The 16,305-nt window shown below is 55.7% G+C and carries 14 protein-coding genes; 5 read left to right on the top strand and 9 right to left on the bottom strand.

Annotated elements, in window-relative coordinates; all coding sequences use genetic code 11:
- Positions 1-46 precede the first annotated feature (46 nt).
- From ACR0IU_RS05370 to ACR0IU_RS05360, 3 genes are all read right to left on the bottom strand, one after another.
- The gene (locus ACR0IU_RS05370) at positions 47-2,401 is read right to left on the bottom strand and encodes a TRAP transporter large permease subunit (RefSeq protein ID WP_170773268.1); all 2,355 of its coding nucleotides are present in this window, start codon (positions 2,399-2,401) and stop codon (positions 47-49) included.
- 17 nt (positions 2,402-2,418) lie between these two features.
- A complete protein-coding gene (locus ACR0IU_RS05365) occupies positions 2,419-3,345 on the bottom strand; it encodes a TRAP transporter small permease subunit (protein WP_480715513.1) in 927 nt (308 codons plus the stop codon).
- 119 nt (positions 3,346-3,464) lie between these two features.
- Complete coding sequence (locus tag ACR0IU_RS05360; protein WP_170473331.1) at positions 3,465-4,547, bottom strand: TRAP transporter substrate-binding protein; 1,083 nt, start codon at positions 4,545-4,547, stop codon at positions 3,465-3,467.
- A gap of 246 nt (positions 4,548-4,793) precedes the next feature.
- On the opposite strand from ACR0IU_RS05360, the gene ACR0IU_RS05355 reads away from it, so the two are divergent.
- Both ACR0IU_RS05355 and ACR0IU_RS05350 read left to right on the top strand, forming a co-directional pair.
- Positions 4,794-6,227: a cache domain-containing protein gene (locus ACR0IU_RS05355; RefSeq protein WP_029622026.1), complete on the top strand. Its 1,434-nt coding sequence runs from the start codon at positions 4,794-4,796 to the stop codon at positions 6,225-6,227.
- Positions 6,227-6,874: a response regulator transcription factor gene (locus tag ACR0IU_RS05350; RefSeq protein WP_010442161.1), complete on the top strand. Its 648-nt coding sequence runs from the start codon at positions 6,227-6,229 to the stop codon at positions 6,872-6,874. The genes ACR0IU_RS05355 and ACR0IU_RS05350 overlap by 1 nt, the downstream gene beginning before the upstream one ends.
- A gap of 83 nt (positions 6,875-6,957) precedes the next feature.
- On the opposite strand, the gene ACR0IU_RS05345 is transcribed toward ACR0IU_RS05350, so the two are convergent.
- Positions 6,958-7,338: a bleomycin resistance protein gene (locus tag ACR0IU_RS05345; RefSeq protein WP_480715512.1), complete on the bottom strand. Its 381-nt coding sequence runs from the start codon at positions 7,336-7,338 to the stop codon at positions 6,958-6,960.
- Between the two features lie 51 nt (positions 7,339-7,389).
- Positions 7,390-8,235: a HalD/BesD family halogenase gene (locus ACR0IU_RS05340; RefSeq protein WP_480715511.1), complete on the bottom strand. Its 846-nt coding sequence runs from the start codon at positions 8,233-8,235 to the stop codon at positions 7,390-7,392.
- A 426-nt stretch (positions 8,236-8,661) separates the two neighbouring features.
- Between ACR0IU_RS05340 and ACR0IU_RS05335 the strand changes: the two genes are divergently transcribed.
- The 3 genes from ACR0IU_RS05335 to ACR0IU_RS05325 all read left to right on the top strand — a co-directional run bounded on the left by ACR0IU_RS05335 (position 8,662) and on the right by ACR0IU_RS05325 (position 12,079).
- Entirely contained in the window at positions 8,662-10,413 is a 1,752-nt protein-coding gene (locus ACR0IU_RS05335; RefSeq protein WP_480715510.1) for an acetolactate synthase 3 large subunit, read from the top strand.
- Between the two features lie 67 nt (positions 10,414-10,480).
- Positions 10,481-11,041, top strand: a complete 561-nt coding sequence (gene ilvN, locus ACR0IU_RS05330) for an acetolactate synthase small subunit (protein ID WP_010442156.1) — start codon at positions 10,481-10,483, stop codon at positions 11,039-11,041.
- A gap of 384 nt (positions 11,042-11,425) precedes the next feature.
- The gene (locus ACR0IU_RS05325; RefSeq protein ID WP_480715509.1) at positions 11,426-12,079 is read left to right on the top strand and encodes a helix-turn-helix domain-containing protein; all 654 of its coding nucleotides are present in this window, start codon (positions 11,426-11,428) and stop codon (positions 12,077-12,079) included.
- A 10-nt stretch (positions 12,080-12,089) separates the two neighbouring features.
- On the opposite strand, the gene ACR0IU_RS05320 is transcribed toward ACR0IU_RS05325, so the two are convergent.
- The 4 genes from ACR0IU_RS05320 to prfB all read right to left on the bottom strand — a co-directional run bounded on the left by ACR0IU_RS05320 (position 12,090) and on the right by prfB (position 16,254).
- Positions 12,090-12,887, bottom strand: a complete 798-nt coding sequence (locus tag ACR0IU_RS05320) for a DUF2189 domain-containing protein (RefSeq protein ID WP_480715508.1) — start codon at positions 12,885-12,887, stop codon at positions 12,090-12,092.
- A 29-nt stretch (positions 12,888-12,916) separates the two neighbouring features.
- Complete coding sequence (locus ACR0IU_RS05315) at positions 12,917-14,314, bottom strand: amidase (RefSeq protein WP_480715507.1); 1,398 nt, start codon at positions 14,312-14,314, stop codon at positions 12,917-12,919.
- 104 nt (positions 14,315-14,418) lie between these two features.
- On the bottom strand, positions 14,419-15,126 hold the full coding sequence (locus tag ACR0IU_RS05310; RefSeq protein WP_480715506.1) for a M50 family metallopeptidase: 708 nt from the start codon (positions 15,124-15,126) through the stop codon (positions 14,419-14,421).
- A complete protein-coding gene (gene prfB / locus ACR0IU_RS05305) occupies positions 15,127-16,254 on the bottom strand; it encodes a peptide chain release factor 2 (RefSeq protein WP_480715505.1) in 1,128 nt (375 codons plus the stop codon).
- Positions 16,255-16,305: the final 51 nt, after the last annotated feature.

Below are 16,305 nucleotides of genomic sequence, written 5' to 3'. Positions count from 1 at the left end.
AAGGGGGCATCGAAGCCCCCTTTCCCTTGGACATAAATCGCCTCAATCAGCTTGGTATCAGATCGGGCACAATGGTGACGATCGAGGGGAAGAACCACAAGATCGCGATACCCACCACCTGAATGATCACAAACGGTATGATGCCACGATAGATGTGGCCGGTTGTGACCTCTTTGGGAGCAACTCCGCGTAGATAGAACAGCGCAAACCCGAAAGGTGGCGTCAGGAACGAGGTCTGAAGGTTCACTGCAACCATGATCGTCACCCATTTCGGATCGAATGACCCGCCATAGATCACCGGTCCCACGATTGGGATCACGATGTAAATGATCTCAAGGAAATCCAGAACGAAGCCCAGGAAAAACAACACCAGCATCACAATCAGGAAGACTGTGAATTCATTGTCGAAGCTCTTGAGGAATTGCTGGATATAGTGCTCGCCTCCGAACGAGATCACCACCAGGTTCAGCAGTTGCGATCCGATCAGGATGGTAAAGACCATCGAGGTCACCTTAGCCGTCTCGCGCACTACAGGTGTCAGAACCCCGCTCGAGAACAGCACCCAACATGCGAACAACAGCCCGAACAGCGCGTAAAGATAAGCGGAATAGGCAATGATGAAAGCAATCCAGCTTTCGACCGTGACACCGCCCTGATTGATACGCAGATCAAAGTTCACGCCCATCAGCAGCGCAATGATCACTGCAAAGGTGGACCATATGATCACCTTGCCCGACCTACCCTGATCCTGCAGCTTGCGATAGGCCGCCAGCATGATAGCCCCACCTGCCCCCAGTGCCGCTGCGGGCGTGGGGTTGGTGACACCGCCAAGGATCGATCCCAGCACCGCGATGATCAGGACCAGCGGCGGGAACACCACCCTGATCAGATCATTAGTGGCGCATCGTGCAGCCGCCTCTTTGCAGCCATACATGGCAAACGCGAAGGGTATCGCCAGCAACAGGAACGTCGCCCCGGACGACGTTGTCGGCGCAATCAGCAGCACATCGACCAGCAGCATCAGCAACAGGCCGATAGCCCCGACGATCAGAGGTTGCGGCGACCGCGATGGAGCAATCCCGCGTCCCAGTACCAGCGTGAGCCCCAGCAGAACCACAATAACGGCGACACCGTTTCCTATCGGTGCAGCGGCAGCGATCTTGGCCTCTTGTGCAGCCGCAAGTTCCTCTTCGCTCAGTCGTTGGGATTCAGCTGCACCTCCTGCCTCATCGATCGCTTCCTGCTCGGCCACCGCCTGATCCCAGGCGGATTGACCATGCAGTTCGATCATCGAAGCCTGACACTCTTCCGAAACGTTTGTGCGCAGTGATGCGCCCTGCCCGATATCCGAGAATGCCGAGACTGAGACATTCTGGCTTCCGATCACGCCCGCACTGCCCAGCAGCACAGCGCCAACGATCAGAGCAACCGGAGCACCCAGCAGCCAAGTCAGACCTTCCGAGCGCGTGATGGTTTCACCCGAACCGCCCGACAGCTCAACCGCAGGGGCCTTTTCCGGGTTCAATAGCGCATAACCAAAGGCATAGAGCGCATAAAGCAGTGCCAGCATGATCCCCGGCAGCAGCGCCGCCTGGAACAATGTGCCCACCGAAACAACCGCAGGCTCGCCCAGATAAGTCAGCGCGTCGGTACACCCGGCCTCAACCGCTCGCGTTTCCTGCGCGGTCGAATAGAGGTCACCGGCCAACGTTCCAAGAAGAACGATCACGATGGACGGTGGAATGATCTGCCCCAACGTACCCGAGGCCGCGATCACACCCGTCGCCAGTTCCGGCGAATAGTTGTTCCGCAGCATGGTGGGCAAGGCCAACAAGCCCATGGTCACCACAGTCGCGCCCACGATACCGGTCGAAGCCGCAAGGAATGCACCCACGACCACAATCGAGACCGCAAGGCCACCGGGCAAGGGCCCGAAGACGCGTGCCATCGTGGTCAACAGGTCATTCGCGATCTTCGACCGCTCCAGCGTGATGCCCATCAGAACAAACATCAGCACCGCTAGCAGGGTTTCAATCGATTGCCCGGCCAGAACACGCTCGTTCATACGGTTCACGATGAAAGAGACGTTCCGGTCCAGCGCGGTTTCCCAGCCTTGTACAAAGACCGGCTCGGCGATTCTTGGCAAATCCGGGTATCGGAATACGGATATCACATCAGGTTTGACGCCCGAATTCACCACGTCACGGTAGGCTTGCGAACCAGTGTCGATCGCTTGGTGGATCAACAGCCCGGCGCTGTCCAATGCGGCGATGATCCCGAAGGAAATCACCCCGGCCCCGCCGATGGCAAAGGCCACGGGGAAACCCGAAAGGATGCCCCCGAAGAGGCAGAAGAATACGATAATGAGGCCTATCTCGACGCCATCAAGTCCGAATAGCATTGTCTGGTTCTCCGTCCCTAATGCGCGCCTTCGTAGGCTTCTTCACCCTCGCCAAGGCTGTCCTTGTCGAGGTATTTTCCTTCACTTTCCGGCCCTTCCACGTATTCCAGATACGAGCGATACAGGAACGCAATCGCGTGCAGGAACACCATGGCGGCAAAGGCCACCAGCAGGATTTTGAACAGGAAGTAGGCGTTAAACCCGTTCGGGCTGAACCCGATGGTTTCAACGTTCCAGCGCAATGCGCGGGACTTGGCCAGCAGCCGGTCCAGCGTATCACTGGCCGAGGGTTTCGGCACGATCAGGTGCCGCCACATGAAATACCAGCCATACATCCAGGTCAGCACGGCCATGGGCATCATGAACAGAACCGCCCCACACATATCAACGACGCGTTTGGCTTTGTGGCTGATACCTGCATAAATCAGGTCAACGCGGACGTGACCGCCTTGGACGAATGTGTAGGTGCAGCACAGGCAGACAACCATCGCGTTATAAAGTTTAAGTTCTTCGGCGAACCAACTGATATCCATCTGAAAAGGGATGCCCAAACCAAAGGACATATCTGGCCGCGTGAACACCCGCTGCATGAATACGATCACGATCTGCTGGATCACCATCAGCAGTCCCGCCCAGGCAAAGAAACGGCCCGTGGTGTTGGCAAAACCCTCGAGCCCGCGCACCATTCCCCACATGAAATTCCGGTAGTAGAGCCCTATGGCCGTCAGCACCAGAAACAGCGCAAAGATCACGAAGAAGAACTCGACAGACCCGCCGTAATAGACAAAGCGCATGATCGCTTCTTTGTCCGACCAGTCCAGCCAGAGCTGCGGATGCGTGATGGCGTATCCGAAATTATAGAAGGCTTCGGCAATGTTCTGAATGAACCATATCAGTCCATTCCACAGGGCGCCGAAGAACGAGATACCGTTTTCGTCCTGCATGTTGTCCCCAGGTCGTATCGGTTGCACGTTTGATTATTGCGGCATGTCCGAACCGCTTATGTGCAACGGGAAAGGCTCCCCCGCCTTTACGGGGGAACCGATTGCATTGAGCGGTTTACTTAGCCGCGAACGCGGTCGCGTTGTGCGGTATAAACACCCGACGACAGGTTGTTCCATGCCGAGGACTCAGCCATCGACGCCATGGCGCTGTCGTGGATGCGCTTGAACAGCTCGTCACCCATGTTCTCGTCCAGAACTTCCTGGCTGGCTGCACCAAATGCGTCCCAAACACTGTCAGGGAATTCCATGACCTTGACGCCACCGGCTTGCAGGCGCGCCAGCGCGGCACCGTTGTTGGCCAGGAATTGTGCCAGGTTCCACTGGTGGCATTCGGCTGCTGCGATCTCGATGATCTTCTGCTGAGCGGCGGACAGGCTGTCATAAACCTCGCGGTTAGTGGCCAACGACAGACCCGCACCCGGCTCATGGAAGCCCGCAGTGTAGTAGGTCTTGGTGATTTCCTGGAAGCCCGCTTTTTCGTCAGCCCAAGGACCGATCCACTCGGTTCCGTCAATCGCACCGGACGACAGCGCCTGATACACCTCTGAGCCTGGAATGTTCTGAACCGATGCACCCAGCTTGCCCAGCGCCTTACCGCCCAGACCCGGCATACGGAACTTCAAGCCGTTAAAGTCTTCGGGGCTGTTGATCTCTTTCGAGTACCAGCCACCTGCCTGCGCGCCAGTATTACCGGCCAAGAAGGATTTCAGGCCGAAGATTTCGCCCAGCTCATCATGCAGCTCCATGCCGCCGGCATGGTAGTACCAGTTCACCAATTCCTGCGCGGTCATGCCGAACGGAACAGCGGTGAAGAACGCATAGCCCGGGTGCTGACCCACAAAGTAGTAGTCTGCCGCGTGGTACATATCAGCCTGACCGGACGATACCGCGTCAAATACTTCGAAAGCACCAACCAGTTCACCGGCTGCTTTGATTTCAACGTTCAGGTCGCCATCCGACATGGTGGTGATGCTGTCGGCGCAGCGCTGTGCGCTGTCAAATACACCCGCAAGGCCACGGCCCCATGAGGTAACCATGGTCAGCGTGCGCTTGCCCTGCGCGTAGGCGGGCGCTGCCAGCGTGGTGGCTGCAGCGGCCGAGCCGCCCAGTGCTGATGTTTTTAGAAACTTACGACGATCCATATGAGTGATCCTCCCCTTCATATTCATTCCCCGGGTGATGCCGGGTCGATCGTTTCCAGTGCGCGTTAGCCTAGTTCCGCACACATGAATGTGAATACCTACTACTACGTAGCCAGTCAGATTTTTTTGGATTTGAGGGCGCAATTCCGGCTGATTTCGCGTGCCCAGCGCTAAATCGCGTTGCCTGAGGTCACTGATCAACCAATCTTTTTGCAATTTCGCTGCGGCTTGCGTATCGATTCGATCATGAGAGGTTTCCGGAATCTCATCTCGCTGACCTACGCGCAGAAATTGTCGCTGGTCGCTGCCATCCCATTGATCGCGGCGGTGGCTGCGATCGCCTTGGTGGTCGCATATGAATCCCGCGCAACCGCTGAAAGCGAGATCCAAGCGCTTGAACGCCGCCTGATCGAAGCCAAGAAGGACGAACTGCGCAACTACGTCACACAAGCGCGCAACGGGTTTGCCTATATCTACGGTCGCGCCTCGCCCGATGACGAGGTGGCAAAGAACCTGGTCACGCAAATCCTGTCGGCGATGATCTACGGCAAAGACGGGTTCTTCTTCGTCTACGATTATGACGGCAACAATCTGGTCAGCCCGCGCCAGACCGAGTTTATCAACCGCAACTGGGTTGGCCTAACGGATAGTGATGGCACGCCCATTGTGGATGAGTTCATAAGCCTCGCCCGCCAAGGCGCAGGATGGCACAGCTTTATGTGGCAAAAACCTTCAACCGGGGAAGAGGCGCAGATGATCGCCTATGTGGTTGGCTTGCAGGATTGGCGCTGGGTCGTCGGCACCGGCGTTTTCATCGACGATATCGTCGCCACCGTGGCCAACGCCCGCGCCGAGGTCGAGGCGCGCGTGCAGCGCACATTCCTTTATATCGGGGGAATCGTTCTTGCAGCCGTACTGATCGTCTTTGCATCCGGAATGTTGCTGAATTTCCGCGAACGCAGGCTGGCTGACGCCAAACTCAAGGAACTGACCCAGCGCGTGCTTGATACCCAAGAGGAAGAGCGCGGGCGCGTTGCCCGTGAATTGCACGATGGCATCAGCCAAATACTGGTCGGCGTCCGTTATGCGCTGGACAATGCCCGTCGACGGTTGGGCCGCGGAGACGACGCAGCCGCGCAAGCTCCGCTGCAAACAGGTATCGATAATCTGGCCACCGCCATCACCGAAGTCCGCCGTATTAGCCGCGATCTGCGCCCCGGCGTTCTGGACGATCTAGGTCTTGGGCCTGCCCTAAAAGCACTAACAGACGACTTCAGCGAACGCACCGGGATCGAGACCGAGTTTTCGACAGTCGTGTTCCGTAACCGGCTGGATCAGGACAGCAAGATCGCCCTTTATAGGATTGCACAGGAAGCCCTGACCAATATCGAGCGCCACTCAGGCGCGACACGTGTTACCATAGATCTGCGGGGTCATAAGAAAGGCGCCACGATGCGGATCACCGACAATGGCCGCGGATTGCGTAGCGAACCCGGTCAAGTCAGCGCCGGGATCGGATTGCGCAACATGCAAGAGCGGATTGAGCAGCTTGACGGCAGCCTGCGTATCCTCTCCTCTCGCGGCGGGCAAAGCGGCACTGTGATTGAAGTCAGCCTGCCACTCAGCCATATGCTGCCGCCGCAGGAAGATCCAACGCCAAAACGAAAGGCCGGTCTCTGATGTCCGACACGACCACCCGTGTACTTATAGTCGACGATCATCCCATGGTCGCCGAAGGCATTCAGTCACTACTGGAAAGTTTTGATGAAATAGACGTGGTTGGCACGCTCTCAAACGGGCAAGAGGCGGTTGATCAGGCGACCCAGCTCGAACCAGACGTGATCCTGATGGATCTCAACATGCCCGGTCTCAGCGGGCTCAACGCCACTGAGATTATCTTGGAACGCCTGCCTGAAACCCGCATTCTGATCCTATCAATGCACGACAGTCCCGAATATATCTCGACGGCGCTCAGTCACGGCGCCAAGGGCTATATCCTCAAGGACGTTCCGACCGAAGAAATCAAGCAAGCTATCGACGCGGTGATGCGTGGCGAGCGCTATCTCTGCACCGGTGCCAGAGGTTCTTTGGAACCGAAAGAAGGTGACACGCGTGAAGCGCTAACCGGGCGCGAACAGACTATCTTGCTTGAGCTCGCGCAGGGCAAATCCAACAAAGAAGTCGCGCAGTCTTTGGATATTTCTGTCCGCACGGTCGAAACCCACCGTAAGAATATCAAACGTAAACTGGGGATCTCTTCGACTGCCGGTTTGACCCGCTATGCGCTGGAACACGGCGTTCTGCAGGGCACCAGCCCCGGGCTCTGACCGCAGCGCGATACGCGCTGCCCGACCCAACCGGAAAAGGCGCGCCGAATGGCGCGTTGATTACGGGCGGGAGCCATGCCCGGTTACCTGGGGCGAATGTCCTGACCAAAGAAGATCAGCGTTCCATCTTCGTCGATCACATGAAATTCGCGCTGCTGATAGGGCTGATCGAAAGGCGGGCGCACGCGGCCTTCTGGCAAATCGGCCAACTGCCCTTTCATCTCTTCATAAAGCTCATCAATTCCGTCGACATCAATATAGAAGGATTGGTTATCACCCAATGGTTTACCATCCGATCGCGGCGGGCATTCCAATAAACGAATGGCAACTTGATCCAACCTTAGAAACGCATAGTTCTCCTGCCTGAAATTGCAGGTAAATCCCAGCTTATTGCAATAAAACTCAATCTGCGCGTCCAAAGACGAACAAAGGACAAATGGTGTGAGTTGCAGTATTTGCGACATTAATGGTTTCTCCGCAGATAATATAGTGGCCAGTCTAACCTCTCGCTTAACTCAATCTAGCAATTCATCATCCCGAAGCCCGGCACGCGCGTAATGATGGGGCAAAACCCGACCATAAAGTTGCCGTGTACGCTCAACCCCGCCACACATCCCTTCGGTTTCTACAAATGAAAAAATTCCGACATAGCGTTTGCGGTCGCCTTCGACCGGAGCAACCCGGTGCAAGGCATAACGCCCTTTGAAAATCTGCAGGTCTCCTGGTTGCAGTTCCAGTTGGTGCACACCCCTCCTGCTGCCATCTAAAATCGCAGCGACGCCTTTGAAATTTTCGTCTTCACCGGTTCGTAGGTTGGGTGCGTATTCGAACGCGCCGCCTGCTTCGCCATTCTGAATTGCCAGCGTCACAGTGTAATTATTGGTGTCGAAGTGCCACGGGAAGCCGCCTCCCTTCTCGACAACATTGATGATCACGTCCGCCAACGGATCGTCATATCTAAAGAACCGATCCTCTGGCTCGTTCAGCGCCTCGCGGATGAAGGGCATAAAACCTTCATACTCATAAATACGTCGCAGAGGGCTTGACGCTAAAAAATTATCCGCTGGCACAAAGGCATTGGACCGGTCGAAAAACCGTCGGATCGGATGCCCGATACCAAAGCTCGGGTCGTCCTGAGTGAAATAGGCGTTCGTGCGATTGAATGACCGATGCGCCTTGGGAGCGACCTCGTCGGCCTCGGCAATCAGTTTTTCCAATCCCTCTTCATGCACAAAGGACGGCAGGACTGCACATCCATCAACATCCAGATCCCGCCGCAGGTCCGCGATCAACTGCCTATATCCATAGGAATCAGGCCGATCGATCGGATATCGCCCTAAATCTACAAGATCGTGCAACATGTCTGACCTCCCGATGTAGTGCTGTTTTCATCAGCCTGCCTCAGCATCGGGGGTTGCTCTGGTCTGTTTCAGACATGGACCTGACGCAATCAGACCAGCCTAACGCAAGGTCATACACTCAAAATTTCACCCAAATTTCACGGATGTTTCTCGAGCTGCGTCATTTTGCGCAATAAAGTAACAAAAAATATGAACACTGACTTACAATATTTTTGTATTTGCCTGTTGACGCCCCTTCCCCTCAACCATAATGTCCCTGCACGCAAAGAAGGAGCCTCTGGCGATGAAAGCGCTAGTCGTAATCGTAGGAAACACGCGCATGGGCCGGTAACGGTAAACCATAATCGAACCCATGCGCCTCCGAAAATCTCGGGGGCTTTTTTTTTGGCAACACGCAAGACACATGTCGCGAACGGAGCAAAGCAGATGACACGTGAGATGACCGGCGCAAAGATGGTAGTTCAGGCCCTCAAGGATCAGGGCGTGGACACAGTTTTCGGATACCCCGGTGGCGCCGTCCTACCGATCTATGATGAGATTTTTCTGCAAAACGACATTCGCCACATTCTGGTACGGCATGAGCAGGGTGCTGTACATGCCGCTGAAGGCTATGCCCGCTCAACCGGCAAGCCGGGCGTTGCCTTGGTCACATCCGGTCCTGGTGCGACAAACGCGGTGACCGGCCTGACCGATGCGTTGCTGGATTCGATTCCGATCGTTGTTCTGACCGGTCAGGTTCCAACCTTCATGATTGGCTCTGATGCCTTTCAGGAAGCGGACACCGTAGGCATCACCCGCCCCTGCACCAAGCACAACTGGCTGGTGAAGGATACGGACTCGCTGGCGGCAACAATGCATGAAGCCTTCCACGTGGCAACCGCGGGTCGTCCCGGCCCCGTGCTGGTCGACATTCCGAAGGACGTTCAGTTTGCCTCGGGTGAATACACGACGCCAAAACCGTCAACCTCCCACTATCAGCCAGTATTGAAGGGCGATCTGGAAGAAATCACCGAACTGGTTGCGGCAATCGAGACCGCGAAGAAACCGGTCTTCTACACTGGCGGCGGTGTCATCAATTCGGGCCCTGCAGCCAGCCAGCTGTTGCGCGAGCTTGTAGACGCAACCGGCTTCCCGATCACCTCGACCCTGATGGGGCTTGGGGCTTATCCGGCCTCGGGTGAAAACTGGATCGGTATGCTGGGGATGCATGGGCTCTACGAGGCCAACATGGCGATGCATGATTGCGATCTGATGATCAATATCGGCGCGCGTTTTGACGACCGTATCACCGGTCGTATCGATGCGTTCTCACCGAACTCGATCAAGGCCCATGTGGATATCGATCCATCTTCGATCAACAAAGTGATCCGGGTGGATATCCCGATTGTTGGCGATGTTGCCCATGTGCTTGAGGACATTCTGAAAGTCTGGAAGGCACGCGGTCGCAAAACAGATGCCGCCAATATCAAACAGTGGCAGGAACAGATCAACGAGTGGCGCAAAGTTAACTGCCTTGCCTTCACCAACAGCGAGAAAACCATCAAGCCGCAATACGCGCTGCAACGGCTTGAAGAGCTGACAAAGAACCACGATCGATTCGTCACGACTGAGGTTGGACAGCACCAGATGTGGGCGGCTCAGTATCTCGGCTTTGAAGATCCAAACCGCTGGATGACATCGGGTGGTCTGGGCACAATGGGCTATGGTTTCCCCGCCTCGATCGGTGTGCAGATGGCACATCCCGATGCGCTGGTCATCAACGTGGCAGGTGAAGCGTCGTGGTTGATGAACATGCAGGAAATGGGCACCGCAGCGCAGTACCGCTTGCCGGTGAAGCAGTTTATCCTGAACAATGAACGCCTTGGCATGGTGCGCCAATGGCAGGAGCTGCTGCATGGCGAACGCTATTCGCACAGCTGGTCCGAAGCACTGCCTGATTTCGTCAAACTCGCCGACGCCTTTGGTGCCAAGGGTATCCTGTGTTCCGACCCAGCAGATCTGGACGACGCGATCATGGAGATGATCAACTATGACGGCCCTGTGATCTTTGACTGCGTGGTCGAAAAGCACGAAAACTGCTTCCCGATGATCCCATCAGGCAAAGCCCATAACGAAATGCTGCTGGGCGAGGCCGAAACGCAGGGCGTAATCGATAGCAAAGGCTCGGTACTGGTTTAACAAAATTCGACGAATTTTGTCGGGCGCTTCGGTGCCCGGCCATCGAAAGATGATGAAAGGGACGTAAATGTCTGCCCTACAAATCAAAAAAGGCGCAACTCGCCATTCTGCTTACAACCTACGCCCAACTTTCTCGGACGTTCAGGAACAGCATACAATTGCTGTTCTGGTTGAAAACGAACCAGGCGTTCTGGCGCGGGTGATCGGACTGTTCTCGGGCCGCGGCTATAACATCGAAAGCCTCACGGTCGCCGAGGTGGATCATACAGGCCACCTGAGCCGCATCACTATTGTTACCACCGGCACCCCGCAGGTCATCGAACAGATCAAGGCGCAGCTCGGACGCATCGTCTCGGTTCGCGATGTCCATGATCTGACCGTTGAAGGCGCCTCGGTCGAGCGCGAGCTGGCGATCATCAAGGTTGTCGGCGAAGGAGACAAACGGGTCGAGGCGTTGCGTCTGGCCGATATTTTCCGAGCCAATGTGGTCGATAGCACGCTGAATTCATTCATTTTTGAAATCACCGGCGCGCCAGACAAGATCGATGCGTTTGCTGACCTGATGCGCCCTCTAGGGCTAATCGAAATCGCCCGGACCGGTGTTGCTGCCCTGCTGCGTGGCGACTGACATTTTTGGCACCATCCTCGGCTGTGCTTGCCCAGCCGAGGACCTGACAGCGCAATAAGTTTAAACAATAATCCGAAATTAGTCCGCATTCCACGCAGTTCACGAACAATAACATGTAAAAGATCATGCAAATAAACTGAATCGCTATTGATTTTGCATGACGTGACGTTAGCCTGAGCCGCGTAGCGGGGCCTCATCCGACGCCCCCATTTGTCATTTTTACGATTTCTGACTGACGTGCAGCCACTGTGTTGACATCTTCTTGTTATTTCGAACCTCAAGCAGAACCGTGGAATTGACGTGACCGACACCAATCGCAGCCCTGCTAAATTACGTAGAATGTTTGGCGCGAACCTTCGGCAGCTTGCACAAAGATACCCATCGGTGTCTGAGCTATGCCGCCAGCTGGGAATCAATCGAACGCAGTTCAACCGATATCTGGCCGGTGAGAGCTTTCCGCGCCCGGATATCTTGGATAGGATTTGTCAGTTTTTTGATGTCGATGCGCGTATCCTTCTAAAACCACTGGATGAAATCGAGCCCCACGCCCCGCATCCGGCGGTAAATGTCATCGATCGTTACCTCTCGGCTAGCGTCGATACGACGTTCGCGACCGGCTTTTACCAAGCCATTGTGCGTGACCAGACAGCCGCGAGCCAGCCCCATCACCGGCTGTACCATGTGCGTCAGATCTTCAATTGCACCCTGCTACGTGGTTATGACCCCTGTTCCTCACTATCCGAGAGACCAGCCACGCGTGAGGTTCGGGGCATAGTGTCTTATGCAGATGGAAAGATCTGCGCGTTGATTTCACGAAAAGACGCGCAAGATCGTCGAATGATGGTTCTGTCTGAAACAAGCGAAGAGAACGGTACCCGATTGTTGGGCTATGTCTATCGGCTGGCAGAAGGATCCGAGCTAGGCCAGAGCACCCAATGTGTTGAGCTACGGCACTTGGGACATGACCTGTCTGCTGCGTTGAAATTGGCGCGCAAAGCAAAGCGCTCAGCACACCCGAGCAGGGGCGCTTCGACCTGAGATTGTGCGTTCAGGCACTCTCAGGTTCAACAGTTTCTGATGATCCACCATCCGAGATCAAACGATAGAGATGCCAGCTTGCGTGTCCAAGCAACGGCAGAACCAGAAACAGGCCCAAGAACCAGGGCACCATCGCGAGAAATGTAACAATCGCGATGAATCCACCCCACCCCAGCATCACTTTAGTATTCGCTTTGACGTAAGCAAAACTTGAAATCATCGCTGTCACAAAATCTAATTCGCGATCCAGCAACATTGGTATCGATAGTACCGTGATCATGTACAAAATGATCGCAAACACGGCACCGACCAATGTGCCCAAGGCTAACATACCCAAACCATTGGGGGTCAGAAAGACTTCAAACGAAGTCGAGATGTTGGTCATCGTCGACAGACCCATGAACAGGGCAAAGATCATGTGACCCAGAAAGAACCAGAACAGAAAAATCACCACTATGATCGCGCAAATCGACGGCAGTTGCCTGCGACTTTGCTGAACGACGACGCCGAATATCGCAGCAGAGTTCAACGGTTCGCCCTGCTCCAATCGGTGCGACACCTCGTATAGCCCTACGGCGGCGAACGGCCCGATCAAAGGAAATCCGATTGCGGCCAGAACCAGCCAGAATGATGTACCGGTCTTTAGTGTAACCCAGGCCATGAGCCATCCGGCCAAGACATAAAAACCAGCAAAAAGAAGCCCGTATAGCGGCGCGCAGCGAAAATCTTGCCAGGCGCGACGCAGCGCTTGTTTCAGCATCGCAGTATCGACCCGTTTCAACGTCGGCACACCAAAGGGTTTATTCATTCCTGTTTGCTCCTCCCAGGCGTTTCTTTCTACATGGCGGGGCGTTTCTGTGGCCAGTGCGTTTCTGCGTGATAAGCCGCGCCCATCGACAAGATTTTCGCATCCGATCCACGCGGGCCAAATAGTTGCAGCCCCATCGGCAACCCATTGGCCCCAAACCCGGCTGGAGCTCCCAAACAGGGTAGACCCAGCAGGCTGACTGGCGTCACAACCTGCATCCAGCGATGGTAGGTATCCATCCCCTGCCCTTCGATTTTGGTTGGGTATGGTGTTTCGATCTCGAATGGCCAGACCTGCGCAGCTGGCAATACCAGAGCGTCATAATCAGCAAATATCTCTGCCGCGCGTCTGTGCCAGTCTGATCGAATAACACTGGCGCGGTGCACATCCATTGCGCTGAAAGACAGCCCACGCTCCAACTCCCATTGCGCTGTATCTTTGAGTACGGCTTTGTCCCGAGCCAGAGGCTCAAGCCCAGTTGCCACGCTCCACGAGCGCAATGTGATCCAGCTGTCCCAGATCAGGTCCGCATCAAAGGGTGGTTCAAGCGTCTCGACCCGCGCGCCGTTTCCTTCGAAAACCCGCAACGCATCTCTGCAAAGCTCAAGTATGCCCGGCTCATATGGAAACGCCCCGCCCCAGTCACCCAGCCAGCCGATACGCATTCCAGTCAGATCGGCGGTCTGAATGGGGGACGCTGCCGCAACCTCGGCGCTCAGGGGCATTCTTGGGTCTGGGCCAGACATCACGTCGAGCAAAAGCCCGATATCTTCGGGGCTGCGCGCCATCGGTCCCAATGTTGAAAGCTGGTGCAGATAGCTGTCGCCAGCTGGTTCGGAAGGAACCCGCCCCCAAGTAGGCCTGAACCCATAGACGTTGTTCCATGCCGCAGGGTTGCGCAAGCTGCCCATCATGTCGGACCCGTCGGCCAGCGACAGCATGCCCGTCGCCAACGCCACAGCCGCGCCACCCGACGAGCCGCCACAAGATTTTGCCGTATCGTACGGGTTGCGGGTTGCGCCATAGACGGGGTTGAACGTGTGCGAGCCAAGTCCGAATTCCGGCGTATTGGTCTTACCGATCAGGATCGCTCCGGCTGCGCGCAACCGGGCGGCCAACAGATCGTCAGTTTGTGGGACATGATCCTTGAACAATGGCGAACCCTGGGTCGAGGCGATCCCCGCCACATTCACCAGGTCTTTCACCGCAATCGGTAGCCCGTGCAGAGACCCACGCGTGAGGGCCGCATCCGCCGCCCGCGCCTCTTCCATCAATGCGTCTTCCTCTCGGAGCGCGACAATCGCGTTCACCGGGCCATTCACCTCAGCGATCCGGTCCAGGGTCGCACGCAACAACTCAACTGCTGAAAGCTGACGGTTGGACAAGCTATCGAGAATGTCCTTTGCAGAGGCTCTATTCAGATCCATGTGGGTTGGCCCTTTGCCTGTTCCCGATCAGCCTAACGACGTGGCCGGACCATTTAAAGCCACTGTTTAAATGTATCTTTTTTGGATGTGAGCAAAGGTTATGCTTACCTGATCCTGACGTCGATCCGGACATTGCTATCGCGGCCAAGCATGTTCCTCAGGCCAAAGATGATCATGACTAGACTGATGGTCAGCCACAACCCACCCCACATCATTGTCGTGCCACCGAACTCGTCGGCCAGCATATACGCGTCTGAACGCAAGCCCGAGCGCCGGAGGGTGTCATCGAAGATATCAAAGGGCACGTAGATCATGCTGGTCAATCCAATGACTCGCAAAATCAGATCGCACAGATTGCGGCTCAGGTACCAGGCGATCGCCACCATCACCACGCCGCTGCCCGCACAGAACGCCATGGCAAACGGGTCACGGATATACAGCAGAGTGACCACCAGCATGACGCCACCAAAAAGACCAAGCGCCATCCGATCTGCATTCGTGCGTAGGGCGATCATCAGCAGCCCCATCCCAAGCATCAATGAGCCCAGATATCCGGCTGAAAGGCTGATAAACCGGTTGCCGCCTCGGCCGACCACCAGACCACCCTGTTGCGGTGAGACCGAAAAGCTTTCGACCGATCCTCCGGTCAGAACGATAGCAAGGGCGTGCGAAAGCTCATGCAGAAAAACAATCAGGATTTTCAATGGAAGCACCAGCATCGTGTTCCAGAACACAAACACCAATGCAACAATGATGATCAATTGCCAGTGGCCTTTGATCAGGTTTGCAACAGAGGTCAGGTGCTTTCGCAACTAGCCTTCGCCTTGCGCCTCGGACCGGCTTTTACCCGAGACATTCAACGCCAGCGTCGCTGCCATGAACTCATCAAGGTCGCCGTCCAGTACGCCCTTGGTATCCGAGGTTTCATGGTTGGTTCGCAGATCTTTGACCATCTGATAGGGCTGCAGCACGTAGGACCGGATTTGGTTACCCCAACCCGCATCACCTTTGGCCTCATGCGCTGCGTTAATGTCAGCATTCCGGCGATCCAGCTCCTGCTGATACAGCCGCGATTTCAGTGCCTTCATGGCGATATCGCGGTTCTGATGCTGCGATTTCTCGGAACTCGTCACAACAATCCCGGTCGGGATGTGTGTGATACGTACCGCCGAGTCCGTGGTGTTCACGTGCTGACCGCCTGCGCCCGAGGACCGGTATGTATCGATGCGGATGTCCGAAGGATTGACCTCGATCTCGATATTGTCGTCCACCACCGGATAAACCCAGACCGAACTGAACGAGGTATGCCGTTTGGCTGCCGAGTCGAAAGGCGAAATGCGCACCAGCCGGTGCACGCCGCTTTCCGATTTCAACCAGCCATAGGCGTTGTGACCGGTGATCTTGTAAGCGGCAGATTTGATGCCCGCCTCTTCCCCCGCCGTCTCGGATTGTAGTTCAACCGTATAGCCCTTTTTCTCGGCCCAACGCACGTACATCCGCGCCAGCATCGAAGCCCAGTCACAGCTTTCTGTACCTCCGGCGCCCGAGTTGATCTCAAGGAAACTATCATTACGGTCGGCTTCTCCGTCCAGCAACGCCTCAAGCTCTTTCTTGGCGGCTTTGGTCTGCAGGCTTTTGATGGCGTTCTCAGCGTCGGTGACAACCTCTTCGTCCTCTTCCATCTCGCCCAATTCGATCAGTTCGATATTATCGCTGAGATCGGTTTTGATGGATTCGTAGGTCTCGATTGCGTCGACCAGCATCTGCCGTTCGCGCATCAGTTTCTGCGCGTTTTCAGGATTATCCCACAGGTTTGGATCTTCAACACGCGCGTTGAATTCCTCCAGCCTGTGCGGAGCGGTTTCATAGTCCATACGCTGCGCCAGCAGCTCCAGCGACTTTTCGATTTCCGCCACGATATTCTGGGTTTCGGCGCGCATGGTCAGGTCCCAACTTGCTCAATCAGGGTTGCGTGATAGCAAGAGGTGCAA

The sequence above is a fragment of the Ruegeria sp. CL5 genome (assembly GCF_056536485.1).
Note: the sequence above shows the minus strand (reverse complement) of the source record. Positions and strands in the feature narration are given on the sequence as shown.